Consider the following 21,595-nt stretch of genomic DNA (forward strand, 5'->3'; position numbering starts at 1 on the left):
GCTCTTTTTTGTGCTACTGGTTGACATTATAAACAAAAAGAAAGTATGATATTTTAAATCGTAATAATTACGAATAAATACACTGTGGAAGATGAATTGATTTGTGGATAATGAATGGTCACAAGCCGGCTCTATCGTTCCTCACGAGGACTTCGAACGGCAATTAGCGCAGGTTGAACTGGATTCAGAAAGGATCTTTTGGATTTCTTGAAAATAACCATTTTAAAGGAGCTTTAATAAATAATGAACAAAAGCAGCAACAATCAACGTCTACCCAGAGCAAAAGGGATTGATATGGGTACCTATTATACACCCAAAGAATGTGCCAAAAAGGTTAGACATCTCGTCCTACCCGATATGAATCGAAAGATTGTCGAAGAATTCATTACGATCTTAGGTATGAGGGGAAAATTTGAAGAACATCGAGTTCCCATTCCCAATAAAGTGGTAATGTATGGTCCACCGGGCACAGGGAAAACACTTACGGCATTTTATATGGCGCAAATGCTGGAGCTTCCACTTATCCTAGTTAGACTTGATGCAATTATTCACAGCCATTTGGGTGAGACTGGAAGTAATATCCGGAAAATATTTGAGTATGCCAAAGCATCTCCTTGTGTTCTTTTCCTGGATGAGTTTGATGCCATTGCAAGAACACGGGAGAGTAATGACGAGGTTAAAGAAATGGCCCGTGCGGTGAATACACTGCTGCAATGTCTCGATGATTTTGGTGACAATAGCATTTTTGTAGCAGCAACGAACCTAGAAAATGAACTGGATAGAGCTATTTGGAGAAGGTTTGATACAAAAATGATTTATGCTAACCCGGATGAATCAAGTAGGCTTCAATATATCGAACTGTTAATTAATGACTTTGAAAGTGAAGCTGGGTTGATGGAGGAGGCATGCGAACGTCTTTCCGGTTGCAGTTTTGCTGATATTGAACAAATTGTCCTGAAAGCGAAACGTAAGGCGATCATAGAGCATTGTCTGCTAAAACGAGAGCATATTGTTCTATCCTATGAAGAATACAATCCTTCCATAAACTAATTGTGGGCGATTATATATACAGGATATTGTAATTGGAACAATTCAACGAAAAAAAAGAACCCCAGCGACGGAATTTTTAATCGCTTGGGTTCTTTTTAAATTCATCAACTGATATTAGGTGTAGAGTCTCTTATGATGAGTTTGGTATAAATATGAGAAACCTGATAGGGTTGCTTCGGATCATGAATTCGGGAAAGTAGCATTTCGGCTGCTTTGACACCCATCTGATTACTATAAATATGAACAGTAGTGAGATGGGGTTCAACAATGTTTGATTCAGGACCATTATCAAAACCACAAATGACGATGTCATTAGGAATGGAAAGCATGTTTTTGAGTGACTTCATAAAGGTAACCGCAATATAATCGTTAGCACACACGAAAGCAGAAGGAAGCTCATTGATTTGACTCAGCCTAGTATCTGCCCACTCCGGATTCGAAAAAAATAGTCGATCGTCATCGAGAATACATTGTGAGAGATCAAGCTGGATGCCAGATTCTATCAATGCGCGATTAAAGCCCACCCATCTTTCATTAAAGCTCCTACAGTGATTATAGTCCCCGATGAACCCCAGTGATGTGTAACCGCCATCAATTAACTTTTTTGTAAGTTGATATGTGCTATGTTCGTTTTCCATGAGAAGTACATCTGCTTGGAATTCAGGGTAGCAGATATCTGCAGAACAGTCGATGAAAATAGTTGGAATGCCTAGACTTGTAATTAGCTTACTATATTCCGAATTGAACAACTCAATACAAATAATTCCGTCTACATTGGCGACATCAAAATTATTTGGAAGAGACAGGGACTCCTGATCAATGTCTCTTATAATGTGCATGGATAAATTATATCCTTCTGCACTGATTCGTTTCTCCATGCCACTGATCAGTTTCGATCCAAAGTGGGAAGTGTTAGGTAAGTTTTCTGTTAATAAAGCGATATTTCCAGAGTTTCTTGGTTGAACACTCTCGGTGTCCATAAAAGCAAATTGTTTATATTTTAACTCTATCGCTTTCTTTATAACCTTGTTTCTAGTTTCATCAGGTATACCATTCGTTCCATTTAAGGCTTTGGAAGCTGTATTTCTGGAGATTCCTAAAGCATCCGCGATGTCTTGTATGGTTACTTTTTCCCTGGCCATCTATGTAATTCACCTCTATATTCTTGTTCTTAACCTTCGCCACAAATAGTGTACTATTTGCCATTATTCCAACTCTCTTTAATGTATATTAGTTTACTCAAAATAGCAATATGATATTTACAAATGCACAATTTAGTTTACATTTTATCGGCGGATAAGTGTGCGAAAAAGGTATTATTCTTTTCATTTTCATGAGAATATGTTGACTTTAAAGTATATAATCCTATTTAAATTGGCTGTATTTGTAATTATGTAAAATTATATGCATCATTTATGAACATAATACTTTGTCATATGCACATAAATATTTTTACAAAATGTATTGACGAACGATTAAGTGTTTGGTAAATTGTAAAAGCAGCAGGACATAAGCCAATTGAAAGCCCTTACTGCATCAAGATATAAACATTGATAAGAACGGAGGTAAAGGCATTGCAAAACCTAATAGAAGCTGAACACAGAACAATGGTGAACAAACATAAGAGCTCCTTACTAGACTATCTAAAGAAGTACTACTTTCTTTATATTTTGCTCGCACCAGCTGTGATCCTGACCCTGATTTTTAAATACGGTCCTATGTATGGTGCGATTATCGCCTTTAAAGATTTCAGCCCAATCAAAGGGATTATGGGGAGTGAATGGGTAGGCTTGTACAACTTCGAGAAATTCCTGTCATCCCCCAACTTCGAAGTTATCTTTATGAATACGCTTAAATTAAGTTTCTTCGGATTAATTCTGAGTTTTCCAATTCCTATCCTGCTTGCGTTGATGTTAAATCAAATTCGCCGTGCAGGCGTCAAAAAGAACATTCAGTTGTTCTTGTATGCACCTAACTTTATTTCTGTTGTCGTTGTGGTCGGGATGTTGTTTATCTTCTTGTCCCCAACGGGACCGATTAACCAGTTTTTTACCTGGCTTACAGGTGAACCAATCATGTTCATGTCTCGTCCGGAGTACTTCCGTTCGATCTACATTTTGTCCGATATTTGGACCGGAGCCGGTTGGGCATCCATTATTTATGTAGCAGCACTTGCTAATGTCGATCCTGAGTTACATAATGCAGCCAATCTTGACGGCGCTAATCTTCTACAAAGAATACGCCATATCGATTTGCCAACCATTCGTCCAATTATGGCTATTGTATTTATCCTTGCAGCTGGTGGGATTATGTCCATTGGCTTCGAAAAAGCCTATCTCATGCAAACGGCGATGAACTTGCCAACCTCAGAAATCATTCCGACTTACGTTTATAAAATTGGTTTGCAGTCGGGCGATTATGCCTATTCAGCCGCAGTAGGATTGTTTAACTCTATCATCAACATCGTCCTGCTCATCACCGTTAACTTTACCGTGAAGAAACTGAATGAGGGCGAAGGTCTTTACTAAGAAAGGAGCAACAAGCTATGCCCATTAAACATTCCGGATTAGATCGCTTTATCGTCGTGCTTAACGCGATCTTCCTGACACTGGCCGTACTTATCATTGTACTTCCTTTGATTTATGTAGTGATTGCATCTTTTATGGATCCATCAGTTCTGCTCAGTAAAGGATTATCATTCAACCTTTCGGATTGGTCATTAGAAGGGTATATAAAAATTCTTTCTAATCCGGCCATGATCCGAGGTTTTGGAAACTCTGTTTTATACTCTGTTTCATTTGCTATGCTTACCGTTCTCGTCTCTATCTGTGCAGGATACGCACTGTCTGATGACAGGCTCAAAGGAAAAGGATTCTTCATGACCTTGTTTATTATCACCATGTTCTTTGGGGGTGGGCTTATACCAACCTATCTGCTCGTTAAGAATCTTGGTCTGCTTGATACAGTCTGGGCGGTGATTATTCCAGGGGCAGTTAATGTATGGAACATCATTCTCTCTAGAACTTTCTTCAAAGGAGTACCGAATGAAATGAAGGAAGCCGCTAATGTAGACGGAGCTTCGGAGATGCGGATTTTCTTCAGTGTCGTATTACCGCTCTCCAAACCGATTGTTTTCGTGCTCGCTCTTTATGCCTTTGTGGGCCAATGGAATTCCTATTTTGACGCGATGATCTATTTAGATAATCCTAATCTTCATCCACTGCAGCTCGTGTTGCGTTCCATCTTGATCCAGAATCAGGTAGATCCGGGCATGATCAGCGATCAACTCGCCATGGCGGAAATGAAACGATTGTCTGAAATCATCAAGTACGCTGCCATCGTTGTTTCCAGTTTGCCACTTATTGTTATGTATCCGTTCTTCCAGAAGTACTTTGAAAAAGGTGTTATGGTCGGTTCCCTTAAGTAGGAAACAGGCTGCACATAGATAAAGATTAATTCATTCATATCTAATTTGGAGGTCATACCCTATGAAAAGAATTAAGAAATCAAGAGTATCAACGAAAGTAGCTTCTGCATCTGTACTTGCTTCGTTTATGTTCCTTACTGCATGCGGTGGCGGAGGAGGAGGGGGAAGTGCGGCTAGTAAAGAACAGGACGCCAGCGGTAAAGTAACTTTGAACTTTATTACGCAAAGCTCTCCACTTGCACCAGTTGATCCAAATGAAAAACTGATTAATAAGCGTCTTGAAGAAAAGACGAATGTTCATATTAATTGGAAGAATTTCACGAAAGACGTATTTGTTGAAAAAAGAAACTTGGCTGTGGCAAGCGGTGATCTTCCTGATGCGATTTTTAATGCGGACTATAGCGACTATGAGCTGCTCAAGCTTGCTAAAGACGGTGCCATTATTCCGCTGAATGATCTCATCGAGAACAATATGCCCAACTTCAAAAAGGTGCTGGAAGAAGCACCGGAATACAAGAGTATGATTACGGCACCAGACGGTAATATTTATGCCTTTCCGTGGATCGAAGAGCTGGGCAATGGCAAAGAAAGAATCCAGGCGGTAGACAGTATGCCTTGGATCAATGTGGAATGGCTTGAGAAGCTGGGCCTTGATATGCCTACGACAACAGAAGAATTAAAAGAAGTATTAATTGCATTCAAGACAAAAGATCCAAATGGCAACGGTAAGGCTGACGAAATTCCTCTGTCCTTTATTAACAAGCCTGGAGCAGAAGATCTGGTTTTCCTATTTGCTTCGTTCGGATTGGGTGAGAACCCTGACCATGCGGTTGTGAGCAATGATGGAAAGGTAATATTTACGGCGTCACAAGATGACTACAAAGAAGCCGTTTCTTTTATTAACGAGCTGTATAAAGAAGGACTCATTGATATTGAAGCCTATACACAGGACTGGAGTACTTACCTTGCAAAAGGAAAGGATCAGAGATACGGACTTTACTTCTCATGGGATAAAGCCAACATCACTGGAGCAAATGACACTTACGAGGTTATGCCTCCGCTTGCTGGACCAGATGGTGAAGTTAACGTAACAAGAACGAACGCGCTTGGTTTGGGCAGAGGTAAGATGGTTGTTACTAGCGCCAATAAGAACTTAGAAACGACAGCGAAATGGGTTGATCAACTCTACGATCCGATTCAATCTGTACAGAACAACTGGGGAACGTATGGAGACGATAAACAGCAAAATATCTTCGAATTTGATAAAGAAAAAGAAATGCTGAAGCATTTGCCGCTGGAGGGTGCAGCTCCTGTAGAACTACGTGAGAAAACAAGTGTCGGTGGACCATTAGCTATCCTTGATTCCTATTATGGCAAATTCACAACCATGCCGGATGATGCTAAAGGCAGAATGGATATTATCAAGAACATCATGGCGCCAAAAATGAAAGCAGAAAACGTAATGCCGAGTGTATTCCACTCCATTCAAGAGCTTGATCGCCTAACGACAATTGAGACGGATCTTTTTGCCTACGTGCTTAGAATGCGTACTGAATGGTACCAAAACGGTAAAGTAGAAGCGCAGTGGGATGAATACCTGAAAGAATTGGACCGTCTGGGCTTGCAAGAATGGCTTGAAATTAAACAAGGTGGCTATGACAGAGCAAGCAAATAATAAACTATAAATAATATACGGTAAAGACCGTGTTCGGGAGTAAAGGAGAAAACAATAATGTCTACGATTGCGAAACAAAATTACCGCGGAGTGTATCATTTTTCCCCTAAGGAAAAGTGGATGAATGATCCAAACGGAATGGTTTATTTTGAGGATGAATATCATTTGTTTTTTCAGCACCATCCAGGTGGAATGACTATGGGCGCTATGCACTGGGGCCATGCGGTCAGTAAGGATCTTGTTACATGGGAGGAGCTGCCTATCGCTCTTGCTCCAGATGAATTAGGTATGATTTTTTCCGGCAGTGCCGTAGTCGACTGGAACAATACGACTGGATTTTTTGAAGATAAACCAGGTCTAGTAGCAATTTTTACACACCATTTGGATATGCCGGAAGGCAAGCCAGCCATTCAGCGTCAAAGCTTGGCCTATAGTAAAGATAACGGAAGAACCTGGACGAAATATGATGGGAATCCGGTACTTGAACATGATACATTCATTGATTTCCGTGACCCGAAAGTATTTTGGAATAAAGATACTAATAAATGGGTGATGATTGTAGCTTGTGGTCAAACGGTGTGTCTATATCATTCTCCTGATCTGATGAACTGGACATTTGCCAGTGAATTCGGAGAAGGAATCGGTTCTCATGACGGGGTATGGGAATGCCCGGACTTGTTCCCGCTGGCCATTGATGGCGATCCTTCGAACACGAAATGGGTGATGCTAGTGAGCATCGGTGCGGATCCCGCTTTTGTGGAAGGATCAAGAACACAGTATTTTACAGGGGATTTTGATGGAGAAGTGTTCACGCCAGATGAAGATTCGATAAAAGTTCGCTGGCTTGATTATGGAAGAGATAACTATGCAGGTGTAAGCTGGTCCGATATACCGGCTGAGGATGGAAGAAGACTATTTATCGGCTGGATGAGCAACTGGATGTATGCTAACAAGACGCCAGCAGAAGAATTCCGTGGTGCGATGACAATTGCAAGAGAACTTCAGCTCGAATCAAGACAAGGGGGAACTTTTCTTGTGCAGAAGCCGGTACAAGAGTTGGAATCAGCTCGTGTACAAGTCCTTTCTATAAAAAATGCAACGGTGCAAGAAATCAATACTCTTCTTAAAGAGATTCGCTTGGAATCTTATGAGATTATAGCTGAGTTCACTCGGGGTAAATCTGTAGGTTTCAAAGTAAGAATTGGTGCGGATGAACAAACAGTGATCGGTATCAACGGTGACACAGAGGAACTTTATGTAGACCGGAAGGCTTCGGGCCAGCATGATTTCCATGAACATTTCGTAGGACATCATTCAGCCAAACTCGCAGCGCTTGATGAATCAAATGATCTCCGTATTTATGTGGATCGCTCTTCCGTTGAGGTGTTTAGTAATGGAGGTCAGGCAGTGATTACGGATCTTATATTCCCTGGACTAGAATCTAAAGGTATTGCTGTGTTTGCAGAAAATGAGAATGACTTGCTGATTTCCCTGGATATCTATGAGCTTACTCTCTCTGCTGAGCAAGACAAGAATTAGTCACCGAGAGGAGTCTTGTATATGCGTATAGGAGCGATTGAAGCTGGCGGGACGAAGTTTATATGTGGCATCGGGAATGAAAATGGGACCATTGAAGATCAGATCAGTTTCCCGACAGAACATCCTGAGTTGACGTTGCCCAAAGTTATTCAATATTTTCAAGACAAACCAGTAGAAGCTATCGGAATTGGATCGTTTGGTCCAATCGATATACGCCCAGATAGCCCGACGTATGGTTACGTTACAACAACACCAAAACCAGGTTGGGAAAATTACGATATGCTGGGCACTTTGAAAAGATACTTTTCGGTTCCCTTTGGCTGGGACACGGACGTCAATGCAGCGGCATTTGGTGAAGCCAAATGGGGCGCTGCCCAAGGGTTATCCAGCTGTTTATACTATACAGTTGGCACGGGTGTTGGTGTGGGAGTGTATTCAGAAGGCAAACTTATTCATGGTCTTGTGCATCCTGAAGGGGGTCACGTTCTTACAAGACGCCATCCTGAAGATGAATTCCCAGGGGGATGTCCCTATCATGGGGACTGCCTAGAAGGGATGGCGGCAGGTCCTGCTATTGAAGCAAGGTGGGGGAAGAAGGGACATGAACTTCCTATAGATCACCTTGCATGGGAAATGGAAGCATTTTATATTGCGCAGTCGATTACGGGTGCTATATTGCTTAACTCTCCTCAGAAAATCATTCTGGGTGGTGGTGTTATGCAGCAATCACAATTGTTTCCACTTATTCGGCAGGCCGTGCTTCAGAACCTGAACGGTTATGTTAGCTCAAGTACTATTTTAGAACACATAGATGAGTATATCGTTCCACCAGGTCTAGGCCAACAGGCGGGATTATGTGGTGCTCTGGCTCTTGGACTCACAGCACTGGAAAGTCAGATTTCTGCTCAATTGTAAAAGAATATAGAGAGGAGGTCAGTGCAGTAATGAATTGGCCTCCTTCTTGTTTTTCAATATTAATGATAGAAAAGAGGCTGAAGAAGATGAGAAATAAAGGGAAATTAGTTTTGTCCTTTCTCATGGCAACAGGATTTGTTATGACTTCAGCAGGCATTTATGTAGCAAATCCCGGTACTGGGTGGGCTGCGCCCGCTGATCAGGAGGTAAGTAAACAAGCTAAGGAGGGGCTTTCTATTTTTGAAAGCGTAACCAAAACAAACACAAACTTGACAGGTTGGCAAATAAAAGGAAAAGGTAAGTTGGCGGATACTGTTGAAGGGATTTTACTGACTTCTGATCCACAAGAAAATGTAATGGCAATCTCCGAAACGGTATCAGAGGATTTTATCTATGAAGCTGATGTCATGATCAAGGATATGCAAGCTGACGCGACCTTATTGTTCCGTTCTAATGAAGATGGCTGGGGTTCCTACATGCTCCAAATTGTTCCGAATGCAGGTATGATCCGCTTACGAGACGCAAGTGATGGTGAAGGGAAATTAAAAGAGGAGCGGAAGGTTACTGTTAAGGCAGGAGAGATCTATCATCTCAAGGTAAAAGCAGAGGGTTCATCACTGAAAGTATATTGGGACAACGAATATAAATCTGTGATTGAGGTTCAGGATCATGCGTATCGTACTGGTAAGCTAGGGCTCAATGTATGGAATGGTTCTGTTTTGTTCCAAAATATTATCGTAAGCGACCTGAAAGGAAATCTGGGTGCTGTGGTTACAAATAAAGGACAATGGCAGCCTAATATCAACGGCAAAAAAGGAATGGCAGTAAACCAGATGAAGTCACAGCAAATTTATAATAAACAAGCTGCTGATTTTGTATATGAAGGAAATATATCTCTTCGTCCTGATTCTGTTGCAGCGCTCGCATTTCGTTCATCGGCTGATGGAACAAAGGGATATGAAGCATCCCTGACAAAGGAAGGAAATCAGGTTCGTGTAAGTTTGACGAAAGCTAACGGAGCAACAATTGCAAGTTCACAGCAAACCTATCCAAGTCAGACCGGAGCAAAACATCATGTAGAGATAAAGGCGAAGGGAAACAGAATTCAGGTCTTCCTAGACGGATACACCCCGGCTGCGATCGATCTAACAGATAAAACCTATACCGATGGATATGCAGGAATCGTCGTTAAACAGGGAACGGCTTACTTCCAGGATACCTATGTGACGGATGCCAGCAGTTATTATAATGAAAAATATCGTCCTCAATACCACTATACGCCAATTCGTGGTTCTGCCAGTGATCCTAACGGACTTGTCTACTTCGATGGAGAATATCATCTATTCCATCAGGACGGAGGCACATGGGCACATTCTGTCAGTAAAGATATGCTGAACTGGAAGCGCCTTCCGATTGCGCTGCCGTGGAATGATCATGGGCATGTCTGGTCTGGATCAGCTGTGGCAGATTTGACGAATGCATCAGGTTTGTTCGGGGATTCAGGAGGCAAGGGGCTGATTGCCTACTACACTTCCTATAATCCCGATGGCCCGAATGGGAATCAGCGTATCGGTCTTGCATACAGCAAGGACCAAGGTCGTACTTGGGAATATTCCAAGACGCGTCCTATGGTTATCGGAAATCCAGGCGATAATGGAGGGGAGCCCGGAGGTTGGGATTTCCGTGATCCGAAAGTGATTCGTGATAACGACAATAACAGATGGGTAATGGTTGTATCCGGTGGAGATCATATTCGTTTCTTTACTTCAACAAATCTACTTGATTGGACCCTAACAGATAGCTGGGGATACGGGGAATATGTTCGCGGCGGTGTATGGGAATGTCCGGATTTGCTTCAGCTTTCGGTAGACGGAACATCACAGAAAAAATGGGTTTTGATGATTAGTACAGGAGCGAATTCAAAAACAGGCGGATCAGATGCTGAATATTTTGTGGGTCATTTAACAGCGGAAGGTAAATTCGTTAATGTTAATCCGGCAGGGAAAGTTTTGCGAACAGATTTTGGAAAAGAATTCTACGCTTCAATGTCTTTTTCGAACATGCCAGATCATCGCAGCGTAATGATGGCGTGGATGACAAACTGGGACTATCCGTTTGCTTTTCCAACAACCCATTGGAAAGGCGTACTGTCAATCCCAAGAGAAGTCTCATTAGTAACGACAAAAGATGGGATTCAGCTCGCTCAAAGTCCGATCAAGGAGTTGGAATCGCTGCGTAATCAGCTGTATTCTACTGCTAACAAAGAGGTGAGTCCTTCTTCTCAGAATCTATTGAAAGGGGTTACCTCTGGTGCATACGAAATTGAAGCTGAAGTAGAAATTCCAGCAGGTAGTCAGGTTAGTGAATTTGGCTTTAACGTTCGTGTAGGGGGAAGTCAGCAAACGGTTGTTGGATATAAACCTAGTGAGGGTCGGATTTTCGTGGATCGGTCTGCATCTGGTTTGACGGATTTTTCGAATCTATTTAGTAAAAGACATGAAGCGGCAATGCAAACGGAGAACAAGCGAGTTAAGCTGCGTATCCTTGTAGATGAGTCTTCTGTTGAGGTTTTTGGCAACAACGGTAAAGTTGTTTTCTCTGACGTCATTTTTCCGGATCCAGCCAGCAGAGCTTTGAGTTTTTACACCAAAGGAGGCAACGTAAAAGTCGTATCTCTGAAGGTGAATCAGTTAGGCTCTGTATGGAATCAGGAGACGGGCTCAGCTACCAAGATAATGATGGATACAAGTGATCGCGAACTGAGCAAGGGGCAAAGCGAAATACTTTTGGCGATAGTAGAGAATGGTACCGGTAATGGGGCACAGCCGCTTAAATGGAATTCCAGTAACAAGGATGTAGTTGAACTAAACGTGGTGGATAAATCCCAGGCAACCCTTGTAGCTAAAAAAGAAGGCGAGTCTATCATTACCGTCTCTACTCCAAATGGGAAGACATCAGCTAGCTTATTAGTTAAGGTATCTGGGGGTGAATTTCATACGAACTTAAGTGGGTGGACTAAAGATCTATCTGCAGCCTCCTGGGTCATTGGTGAAAATGGGATTCGTGGAAATTACTTGAGTGACGCGAATTATATCGCAGAGAAGCAGGCAGGAGATTTTACTTATGAAGCAGATATGATGTTAGGGAAATCCGGAGGAGCAGGCTCTATGTTGTTCCGTGCCAGCGAAGATGGACGCAGCGGATACTACTTAAATTTGGATCCGAATATGAAGTCCATCCGTCTGTTTTATAAAATCGACGGTCGTATTGAAGAGCGTCAGATTCTAGCAAAAGTTCCGACGTTCATTCAGCCGGGTCAAACCTACAAAGTGAAAATCGAAGCGAAGGGCCCGCATATCGTGGTTTATGTGGATGGGCAGAAAGTCATCGACCTCCAGGACGGCACATTTGCCGAAGGCCGCTTTGGACTACATGTATTTGGCGGAAATGCTTCATATCAAAACGTTAACGTGAGCGGAGAAACACCTGCCAATTTAACCACTTCCAGTCTAGTAAATGCAGAACTACAGAAATCCCTTTATACAGCAAATCTCGCAAATGGTGAAGCTGTTACACTGAAGGATGCAAATGATTCTACGGATCAGAAGTGGGTATTCGTGCCGACGGGGGACGATGCAGGTACTTATTCTATTCGTACAACAGCCGGTCAGGCGCTTGATCTAGACACAGGGCAAAATAAAATTCAGTTATACCCTTATCTCGGATATAACAATCAGCGTTGGATTTTTCACAAAAATGATGATGGTACCGTAAGTATTATTTCTGCTCATCATAAGAAAGCGCTGGAAGTATCAGCGGATGGGTCGACACTGTCCCTAAGCGAGCTTGATCCTACTCTTGATCGACAAAAATGGGTAATTACCAATTAACCTGAGGATGATAGAAGCAATGGAAGAGGGGAATAGCGTGTCTAAAAAGCAACTTGTCTGCGGATGAGTTGCTTTTTGTTTTGGCTGCATTTTATGTATTGACGGATATTGGAAATGTAAGTAGAATGTAAATTAGTTAAAACCTTAAAACTTTTGTAAAGAATTTTGGTGTTCTTGATAGAGGCAAAGCTGACATTCAGTGTGCAATTTTCAATCAGAACATAGAAATATCACGAAAGGTAAGGTTTTTTTATTTACCTAAAAAGTTTAATCGTTTAAACTTTCGGGTGACGGAGGTATGGAAGCTAAGATGAATATACATGATGTAGCCAAAAAGTCGGGACTCTCTGTAGTGACCGTATCCAGGGTGCTTAACAATTTACCCTCTGTACGGGAAGCTAATAGACAGAAAGTGCTGAAAGCTATGGAGGAATTGAATTATCAGCCCAATTCAGCAGCGCGGAGTCTTGTGAGGGGCAAAACGGGAGTCATCGGGATGTCGATTACCAACTTTAACGACTCTTTCTATGACCGGGTTATTCGCGTGGTGAACCGGAAGCTGGCAGCGCAAGGGTATTTTTTAGCCCTATCGATCGCCGAGAATGAGGATGAGGGCGACAATTTCCTGTTTCAGAAGGATCGCGTTGACGGAATTATCCTGTTGTCCCCACTTGAAGAAAAGGCATATGTAGAGGAACTGAAAAGAAAAAATATTCCGTTTGTATTGCTGGATAACCAGTTTCAGCATGAGGATGTGCCTAGCGTCGTGGTCGATAACTATCAAGGCGGGTATGAGGCTACAAAGCACTTGATCGATCTTGGGCACACTCAAATTGCCTATATTGGCGGCCCTTCGGTATTTCTAAGTGTAGCGGAGCGTAAGCGAGGTTATGTCCAAGCGCTCGAGGATGCCGGGTTAACGCCATTCGGAACGGAATACTGCAGCTTTACAGTAAGCGGCGGCTATGAGGTGGCCAAGAGATGGATCCGCGAAGATAAGCTGCCGACAGCTTTTTTTTCCGGGGATGACTTTATTGCTCTTGGAATGGTTCAGGCTCTCCGGGAAGAGGGAATTCGAGTACCCCACGATATCTCAATTGTTGGATTTGATGATCAGCAGTTCGTAGGTGAATTTTACCCGCGGTTAACGACGGTCAGACAACCTGAGGCACAAATGGGCAATATAGGCGTTGATTTACTACTAAAAATGATCAATGGGGAGGTGATGCCGCCCGCTGTAACGAAGCTCGCTCCGCAGCTACTCATTCGTGAATCCACCGCATCTGTTAGATTACCTTGAATTTTAGGAGTGAAATCATCCGTGAAGTATTTTTTGGGAGTTGATGCAGGAGGCAGTAAAACCCATGCAATGATTGCAGATGAACAAGGGAAGGTCATCGGAGTAGGCAAGGGTGGGATCGGAAATCATCAAATAAACCGTGAGCAGGCGGTGAACAGTTTGCAGCAGGCCCTATCGGAAGCAATTATGGGGTCAGGGCTGACCAAGGATCAGCTGGATTACTCCTGGTTCGGCTTAGCGGGAGCGGACAGAGAGGCTGATTTCCGGATTTTGCGACCGATCATCAGCAGCTTTGATCTTCCCCAAACTGAGATTTCCTGCGATACATGGATAGCCTTGCGGTCAGGTACAGAGAAGAACTACGGGATCGTGCTGATTTGCGGATCGGGCGTGAACTGTAGTGGTAAAAATCCGTTGGGTGCTACATACCAATGTGGTGGATTCGGCTACCGGTTCGGGGATTATGGCGGTGGCTATGATTTAAGTATTGAGGTATTCCGTAGCGTCCTTCGGGCGGATGAGGGAAGAGAGAAGGAGACGGTCCTAACCGAACGCTTAACGCAATTGTTGGGCTATTCCAATGTGTCGGAATTAAGAGAGGATTACCTGGATCATTTCAGAGACCTGCCTCCCCATATTGCTGAACTATTATTTCAAGCGGCAGAGGAAGGGGACCAGGTTGCCACCGAGCTGCTGGTCAAGCAAGGGGATGAGCTGGGTTTGGCCGCGGTATCGGCCATCCGTCGCTTGGGCATGGAGGAGGACTTCTTCGACATCGTACTTGCAGGCAGCCTGCTGACAAAGGGAGACCGCTCAGGCATCATCCGGCGGGCCATTGAGAGAAGAGTGAAGTTGTCGGCTCCGAATGGCACTTTAAGGATTTTGACCCGGGAGCCGGTTGTAGGATCGGTCGTTCTGGCTATGGAAAGCAGCGGTATGCGTGTAGATCAGAAGGTTCTAGATAATCTATCACAGGGGAAAGTACCGAACACAATAGGCTAGTTTTTATAAGACCAAAATGAAAAAGATGAAGGAAGGGTCTATCATGGAGGAAACATTGAAGCTGGTTGTCATCGGAGCGGGATCATCGTATACGCCTGAGCTTATTGAAGGCATCATCCTGCATCACCAAGAGCTTCCCATCCGCGAAGTATGGCTGGTGGATATTGAGGAGGGAAGGGAGAAGCTGCATACGATTGCAGAACTGAGCAAACGCATGATCGCTGAGTCCGGACTGCCGATTACCGTGGTCCAGACGTTGGAACGCAGGGAAGCCATTGCCGGAGCGGACTTTGTATGCACGCAAATCCGGGTAGGCATGCTGGAAGCGCGCAAATGGGACGAATTAATTCCGCTTCAATACAATGTCATCGGCCAGGAGACGACAGGTCCCGGAGGGATGATGAAAGGCCTACGGACCATCCCGGTCATTCTGGATATTTGCAAAGACATTGAGGAGCTGGCTCCGGATGCCTGGTTGCTGAATTTTACGAATCCGGCCGGTATGGTGACTGAAGCTGTTCACAAATACTCATCGGTAAAAAGCGTAGGATTGTGCAACTCACCGATCGGTTTTCAAAAGTGGCTCTCCGAGTTCTTCGGACTTCCTATGGAGAAGATCTACGCGGAGTTTGTCGGCATCAACCATCTGCACTGGGTATCCGATATCGTGATTGACGGTAAAAGCAAGCTGCAGGAGCTCATTGATTACCCGCAGAGCTACAAGGCGAGCAATGTGCCGTTTGATTCCTGGGACTACCGGTTTCTGAATGCTTTGAAAGCGATTCCCTCTTATTACCTGAGCTATTACTATATGACGGACGCGATGCTTGCGGAACAGAAGGAAGCAGCAGCAACGACTGGATCGCGCGCTGAGGTAGTGAAGAAGGTGGAGGAAGAGCTGTTTGAACTGTACCGGAACGTAGAGCTGAAGGAAAAGCCCAAGCAGCTGGAACAGCGCGGCGGAGCCTACTACTCGGAGGCGGCAGTGCTGCTGATGCGCTCCATTTATAATGATTCCCGCGATATCCAGACGTTGAATGTAAGGAATAACGGAATTATTGACTTCTTGCCGGACGATGCCTCCATTGAGGTGAATTGTATGGTCACCAAGCAAGGTCCGCTGCCGATTCCGCTGCGCATAATTCCTCAGCCCGTAAAAGGCTTGCTGGCTGCAGTCAAACAATACGAGAGCCTCACCATCGAAGCGGCTGTGCACGGAGACCGGGATATAGCCCTGCAGGCTATGGTTCATCATCCGCTCGTGCCTTCGGTCACCGTAGCTGAACAACTGCTGGATGAAATGCTGGAGAAGAACAAATCGTTGTTGCCGTTGTTTCACTAGAATCGTCCAGAGGAGGAAAAGCGGATGAACACGGCCGAGAAACCGCGTAGATGGAAGAAATTTATCAGTCAATTGGATTTGCAGTCCATGGTTTGGCCGGGAATTATCTTTGTATTCATTTTTAGCTACATTCCGATGTATGGCGTGGTTATGGCATTCCAGCAATACGATATTTTTGGCGGCATTATGAAGAGCCCCTGGGTTGGATTTATGCATTTCAGAATGTTCTTCGAGGCGCCGGAGTTCTGGAATGTGATGCGAAATACCCTTGTGATTAGCTTGCTTAAATTGATTATCTCTTTTCCTGCCCCGATTCTTCTTGCGCTGATGCTGAATGAAATAGGAAATATGGGCTTTAAACGCATTATCCAGACCGTCAGTTATTTACCTTATTTCCTGTCCTGGGTTATAGTATCCGGTTTTGTATTTTCGCTGTTATCCGTTGACAACGGGACGGTGAACTATGTGCTGGAGCGATTCAATCTGGTAGGGGAACCAGTTAACTTCCTGGCGTTACCCAAATACTTCTGGTCGATTCTAGTAAGCGTAAATGTGTGGAAAGAGGTCGGATTCGGCAGCATTGTCTACCTGGCCGCGATTGCAGGCATTGATCCAACCCTATATGAGGCCGCTTCTATAGATGGAGCAAGCCGGTTTAAGCAAATTCACTTGATTACACTCCCCAGCATTACCCCCATTATCATCATCTTTATGATTCTTGCCATCGGCAGTCTGCTCAGTGCGGGCTTCGAGGACATTTTGCTGCTGGCAACCAATCCAATTCTGCGACCCTACTCCGATGTTATCGACACCTATGTGTACCGTGTTGGGATTTTAAATGCCAGATTCTCTTATGCGACAGCGGTAGGGCTATTCAAGGCGGTGATCAGTGTCATTCTGCTAGTGACGGCCAACAAAATCGCTCGCCGGGCAGATGTTAGTCTCTGGTAGTACTACTACTCATAGCGAATGCTTCCGATGCTCCATAAACCTTTTAGGAGGGGTGAACAATGAGACTAAGCCTAGGCGACAAAATCATGCAGCGGAGTATTTATATCCTTTTGACGCTGCTGGCGTTACTCATGCTATACCCGTTTTGGAATGCGCTGGTCATTTCCTTTAATCTAGGGAGCGATACGGCGCTCGGTGGTGTAACCTTGTTACCGAGAGCTTTTACTCTGGAAAATTATTATATTGTGTTTCAGGATCAACGCCTGCTGAATTCTTTTCTGATCACCATTCTTAGAACGTTATGCGGCACGGCATTGTCTGTCTTTTTCACGGCACTGTTAGCCTACGGAATGTCCAAGAAGACATTGCTATTTCGAAAACAATATATGGTGTTCTTCATGATTACGATGTTCTTCAGTGGAGGGCTCATCCCTAGTTATTTACTAGTTCGCTCTTTGGGTATGCTGGACACCTTTTGGGTGCTGATTATCCCCGGCATCATCAGTGTCTGGAACATGATTGTCATCCGCACCTTCTTCCACGCTCTGCCGGAGGGGTTGGAGGAATCGGCCAAAATCGACGGCAGCAGCAACTACGGCATTTTTTTCCGAATCGTCATTCCCGTCTCCGGTCCGGTGCTGGCCACGATTGCCTTATTCACCGCAGTAGGTTACTGGAACGACTGGTTTACGGGAGCGATCTATATTACAAAGGATCATTTGCTTCCTATACAGACCCTTCTGCGCCAGATTATGAACTCCAACATCATGACCCAAATAGGCTCATCGAATGCTATCGCGCTGGATCATATGAACCGAAATCGGACGATTACCACGAAGTCACTGACTATGGCTACGATGATGATCGCTACCATTCCAATTATCCTGACGTATCCTTTTCTCCAAAAGTACTTTGTTAAGGGCGTAATGATCGGTTCGATGAAAGAATAGCAGTCTCCATATTATGTAGAAAGAAGGGAAAAGATGCGCAATCGTATGAAATGGGTATCTCTTTTGCTGACTTCACTGGTGCTTCTTCTCGCTGCCTGTAGCGGAGGAGGAAATTCTAACACTTCACCAAACACAAGCGAGAAAAATCTGAATACTGAGGCCGCCACAGATGACGGCAGCGGGATCAAGCCCGTCACCTTCAGCTTCTATGGAAACTATGACTGGCTTACGACATCACCATGGGGGGATAATGAGGCGACAAAATGGATTCAGGAGAACCGTAAGGTTACTGTTGAACCCATACAATCCGGAGGAGCGGCCGGAGAAAAGCTCAACACGATGATCGTCGGCGGTGATTTACCGGATGTCATTTTTACTGACCGGGGATCCTCAGTGGAACGGCTGGTGCAGGCAGGACAACTCGTTGCGCTGGATGATTACTATGAGAAGTATCCGAACTTCAAGAAATATGTGAAGGAATCCACCCTGAATTTGCTCCGTTCAGAAGACGGGAAAATCTATCAAATCCCGAACTGGTATACATCCGGGCAATTCGGCAACGGCGGATGGATGGTGAATAAAGATATTTATAACGAACTCGGCAGACCGGCGCTTGAGACCTTCGATGATTTGTATCAATATTTGCTTAAGGTGCAAGAAAAGTATCCGGATGTAGTACCTCTGGAGGTTGGGGAGAAGGGGGCAGGTCTGGAAATTATGTATGGTGGTTTTAAGGAGAACTCCACCAGTAAGTTCATTTCACTCATGGGATATCCGGATGGCGACAAGCTGTCATCTATCTTGGACGATCCCGCTTACGAGGAGATGGTGCTGTATATTAATAAGCTGTATCGTGAACGGCTGATTACGCAGGATGCTCTGCAGCAAACCCAGGATGCGGTCAAAGAAAAGGTCAATACCAACCGGGTAGCAGTCATGGTCGAATCCAATATCACTACGTATGGAGCCGAGGGACACCGGGCACTGACAGCGAATAATCCGGACAGCGGTTATGAGATTATATGGCCGATTCATAAAGCCGGTCTAGACAAAACACAAGTGTTTGTAAGCGGCTTTGAGACGCTGGGTTGGAACGTTAATGTCATTACGAAAAAGGCCAAGGATCCAGAGGCCATCTTCGCTTATTTTGACTGGATTACGGGTCCGGAGGGACAGAAGGTGCTTTTCTTCGGTCCTAAAGGCTTGTACTGGGATGAAGAGGATGCGGACGGAGCGCCAATCCCGAACGAGAAATACAAGACGACTCCTGCTAACGAGCGCACGGAAACGATGCGGAAATTCGAGGACTTTAACTGGGCGGGAAATACAACCTTTATTGATACGGCGAAAATGAGCCTCGAGGCGCTGCTTTCCGCGAACCAGAAATCCTGGGAGACCGTGGCGCAGTCCACGGTGACCTGGAAAACCGCGTTGGATATCACGGAGTTTGTAAATACCGATCCGATTCCGGATACGGAGATCGGCATCATCGCACAGAATATCGGGGATATTTATACCCTTGCTTACGCCCAGATAGTACAGGCGAAGTCGGATGAAGCGGTGCTGTCGGCGCTGGAGACAGCTAAAAAGAACACCGAAAAAGCGGGGCTGGCTAAGCTGCTTGAATTCAGAACCGAAAAATGGCAGGAAAATGTTAAGAAAATCAACGCGACGAAATAAGACTATTATAAAATTTTATACTTGTGGAGGCGAGATTATGGCATTTGCGTTGAGATCGAGGTTCATAGCACTGTTAAGCATCGTGTTGGTTTCTTCGATAGCCGGTGGTTCCGTTCCTGTTATGGCCGAGGAGGAGAGTAACCCCCCTTTCGAAACGGAAGTTATTGTACGGACCGTAAACCAGTTTAAGAACATGACGGATGTCCAGAATTTCATCGCGCTGTCTACAAGCTATGGCGTCGATGTTATTAGCATGAACGTGAAGCAGGATGAAGATGATGAGGTTCCGTCTGGAAGTGTATTTTATCAGAGTGATATCGCACCAATTGCCCAAGGCTACCAGAATTTCGACGCCCTGCAGGCTGTCATTACGGCAGCCCATGCTGCAGGAATCAAGGTTCATGCCTGGATTCCGCAGTTCCATGATCAGCAGGCTTTCCTGGAGCACGATGAATGGCAGATGCAGGCGCTGGTTGACGGGGTTCAGACTCCGTTTACAGGTTCTAACGGCAACGAATACTTCGTCAATCCGATTCACCATGAAGTGCAGCAGTATGAGCGTTCCATTATTCAGGAAGTGATCGAGAATTATGATGTGGATGGCGTTGTGCTGGATTGGATCCGCTTCGACAATTACAACATGGACGTCAGTGATTATACGGTTGCGAAGTATCAGGCGCAGTTCGGGTATTCACCGCTCAGCATTGACTTCGAGACAGATTCGCCTCAGCGTGAGCAGTGGAATGAATGGAGGACCGATCAAATCGGACAGTATGTGGGCGATATCCGTCAGGATATCACCCAGTCCTCGAAGCCGGATGTGCAGCTCGGTGTGTATATTTTGCCGCCAGAATTCATTGAAGTTGGGCAGAATGTAGCGAAATTCAAGGATGATATCGACTTTGTTGCACCAATGGCGTACTTTGATGACTGGGAGTTCAACAGTGATTGGGTATACAGCACTTCCTACGGCATCCTGAAGGATACGAGCGACCGGATTAACGGCAGTGACGTGGAAATTGTTGCGACGCTGGATAATGACTGGACAGATGATCAATATCAGGAGATTTACAAGGGAATCCGCGAGAATTATCCAGGTGTGAAGCGTCTGTCGTTCTTTGCTTACGGGGCCTGGCCAGAAGATGAGCTGGCCAATATCAAAGAACGTGAAACCTGGCCTACGCCAGGCTGGACGCCTCCGGTAGAACAAGACTATCCGGCTCAATTACCAACAGGATGGAAGGCGCGGAATATCGGTTCCATGCCGGGGAACGTTACCTACAATTCTTCCAATAAGCAATTTACACTCAGCAGCAGCTCTACGGATATTTGGGGAAATGGAGATCAACTGAATTATATATACCAATCCGTGCGAGGCAATGCGGAGATTATTGTTAAAGTGCAGTCCACTAGCCGATTGGACGGCTGGGCCAAGGCCGGCATTATGATTCGGGAGTCGCTGGGTCATAATTCGAAGCATGCAGATATGATGCTTACCCCCGAAAATGGGGCAACCTTCCAGTATCGTGCAGAGACTGCCGGCAATATGGTTGATCAGACTGCGGCTGCCTCGGCTCCAAGATGGCTAAAGCTGACCCGAAGTGGAAATACCTTCAAAGGGGCTATTTCGAGTAACGGGAATAACTGGCAAACGGTCGGAACTGTTCAGATTCCGATGAACCGCAAGGTGTATATTGGCATAGCACTTAGCAATCCCGGGGATGACTCGAGGAATAAGGCTGTGTTTGGAAATGTGAAGATTACGGATTAAGCTTAATACAAGGGCACCGGTTCTTCTTTATCCGGGGGAGTTTTCGTTTATCAGGTTAACCAGAAATATCTGGTTAACCTTTTTTATTTCGGTATAAGGTGAT

General features: G+C 44.7%; 15 protein-coding genes. 14 read left to right on the forward strand and 1 reads right to left on the reverse strand.

All coding sequences use genetic code 11. The features are described from left to right. Positions 1-243 precede the first annotated feature (243 nt). Positions 244-1,050: an AAA family ATPase gene (locus NYE35_RS07365; protein ID WP_341120545.1), complete on the forward strand. Its 807-nt coding sequence runs from the start codon at positions 244-246 to the stop codon at positions 1,048-1,050. A gap of 104 nt (positions 1,051-1,154) precedes the next feature. Here the strand turns inward: NYE35_RS07365 and NYE35_RS07370 are convergent, their stop codons facing one another. Next, a complete protein-coding gene (locus NYE35_RS07370) occupies positions 1,155-2,192 on the reverse strand; it encodes a LacI family DNA-binding transcriptional regulator (RefSeq protein WP_076098905.1) in 1,038 nt (345 codons plus the stop codon). 465 nt (positions 2,193-2,657) lie between these two features. Here NYE35_RS07370 and NYE35_RS07375 point away from each other — a divergent pair, with 465 nt between their 5' ends. The 13 genes from NYE35_RS07375 to NYE35_RS07435 all read left to right on the forward strand — a co-directional run bounded on the left by NYE35_RS07375 (position 2,658) and on the right by NYE35_RS07435 (position 21,492). Further along, on the forward strand, positions 2,658-3,578 hold the full coding sequence (locus tag NYE35_RS07375; RefSeq protein WP_076297833.1) for an ABC transporter permease: 921 nt from the start codon (positions 2,658-2,660) through the stop codon (positions 3,576-3,578). Positions 3,579-3,595: 17 nt separating this feature from the next. After that, complete coding sequence (locus NYE35_RS07380) at positions 3,596-4,477, forward strand: carbohydrate ABC transporter permease (RefSeq protein ID WP_036675818.1); 882 nt, start codon at positions 3,596-3,598, stop codon at positions 4,475-4,477. Between the two features lie 61 nt (positions 4,478-4,538). Continuing rightward, entirely contained in the window at positions 4,539-6,152 is a 1,614-nt protein-coding gene (locus NYE35_RS07385) for an ABC transporter substrate-binding protein (RefSeq protein ID WP_051490876.1), read from the forward strand. Between the two features lie 57 nt (positions 6,153-6,209). Continuing rightward, the gene (locus NYE35_RS07390; RefSeq protein WP_036675815.1) at positions 6,210-7,691 is read left to right on the forward strand and encodes a glycoside hydrolase family 32 protein; all 1,482 of its coding nucleotides are present in this window, start codon (positions 6,210-6,212) and stop codon (positions 7,689-7,691) included. Between the two features lie 21 nt (positions 7,692-7,712). Then, complete coding sequence (locus tag NYE35_RS07395) at positions 7,713-8,606, forward strand: ROK family protein (protein ID WP_038569387.1); 894 nt, start codon at positions 7,713-7,715, stop codon at positions 8,604-8,606. Between the two features lie 86 nt (positions 8,607-8,692). Beyond that, positions 8,693-12,496, forward strand: a complete 3,804-nt coding sequence (locus NYE35_RS07400; protein WP_076297798.1) for a GH32 C-terminal domain-containing protein — start codon at positions 8,693-8,695, stop codon at positions 12,494-12,496. A gap of 298 nt (positions 12,497-12,794) precedes the next feature. After that, a complete protein-coding gene (locus NYE35_RS07405) occupies positions 12,795-13,796 on the forward strand; it encodes a LacI family DNA-binding transcriptional regulator (protein WP_036675812.1) in 1,002 nt (333 codons plus the stop codon). 21 nt (positions 13,797-13,817) lie between these two features. Further along, complete coding sequence (locus NYE35_RS07410; RefSeq protein ID WP_341120549.1) at positions 13,818-14,798, forward strand: N-acetylglucosamine kinase; 981 nt, start codon at positions 13,818-13,820, stop codon at positions 14,796-14,798. A gap of 43 nt (positions 14,799-14,841) precedes the next feature. Then, on the forward strand, positions 14,842-16,140 hold the full coding sequence (locus tag NYE35_RS07415; RefSeq protein WP_038569389.1) for a 6-phospho-beta-glucosidase: 1,299 nt from the start codon (positions 14,842-14,844) through the stop codon (positions 16,138-16,140). Between the two features lie 24 nt (positions 16,141-16,164). Further along, positions 16,165-17,091, forward strand: a complete 927-nt coding sequence (locus tag NYE35_RS07420; protein WP_036675807.1) for an ABC transporter permease — start codon at positions 16,165-16,167, stop codon at positions 17,089-17,091. Between the two features lie 59 nt (positions 17,092-17,150). Continuing rightward, positions 17,151-18,041 (forward strand): carbohydrate ABC transporter permease, encoded by an 891-nt coding sequence (locus NYE35_RS07425; RefSeq protein ID WP_076098900.1) that lies wholly within the window; start codon positions 17,151-17,153, stop codon positions 18,039-18,041. Between the two features lie 33 nt (positions 18,042-18,074). Then, positions 18,075-19,721 carry an extracellular solute-binding protein gene (locus NYE35_RS07430; protein WP_076179000.1) on the forward strand — a complete coding sequence of 549 codons (1,647 nt, stop codon included), beginning with the start codon at positions 18,075-18,077 and terminating at the stop codon, positions 19,719-19,721. A gap of 37 nt (positions 19,722-19,758) precedes the next feature. Continuing rightward, positions 19,759-21,492, forward strand: a complete 1,734-nt coding sequence (locus NYE35_RS07435; protein ID WP_076098898.1) for a family 10 glycosylhydrolase — start codon at positions 19,759-19,761, stop codon at positions 21,490-21,492. The last annotated feature ends 103 nt before the right edge of the window (positions 21,493-21,595 follow it).

This window comes from Paenibacillus sp. FSL L8-0494 (assembly GCF_038003695.1).
Taxonomy (GTDB): Bacteria; Bacillota; Bacilli; order Paenibacillales; family Paenibacillaceae; genus Paenibacillus_AQ; species Paenibacillus_AQ odorifer.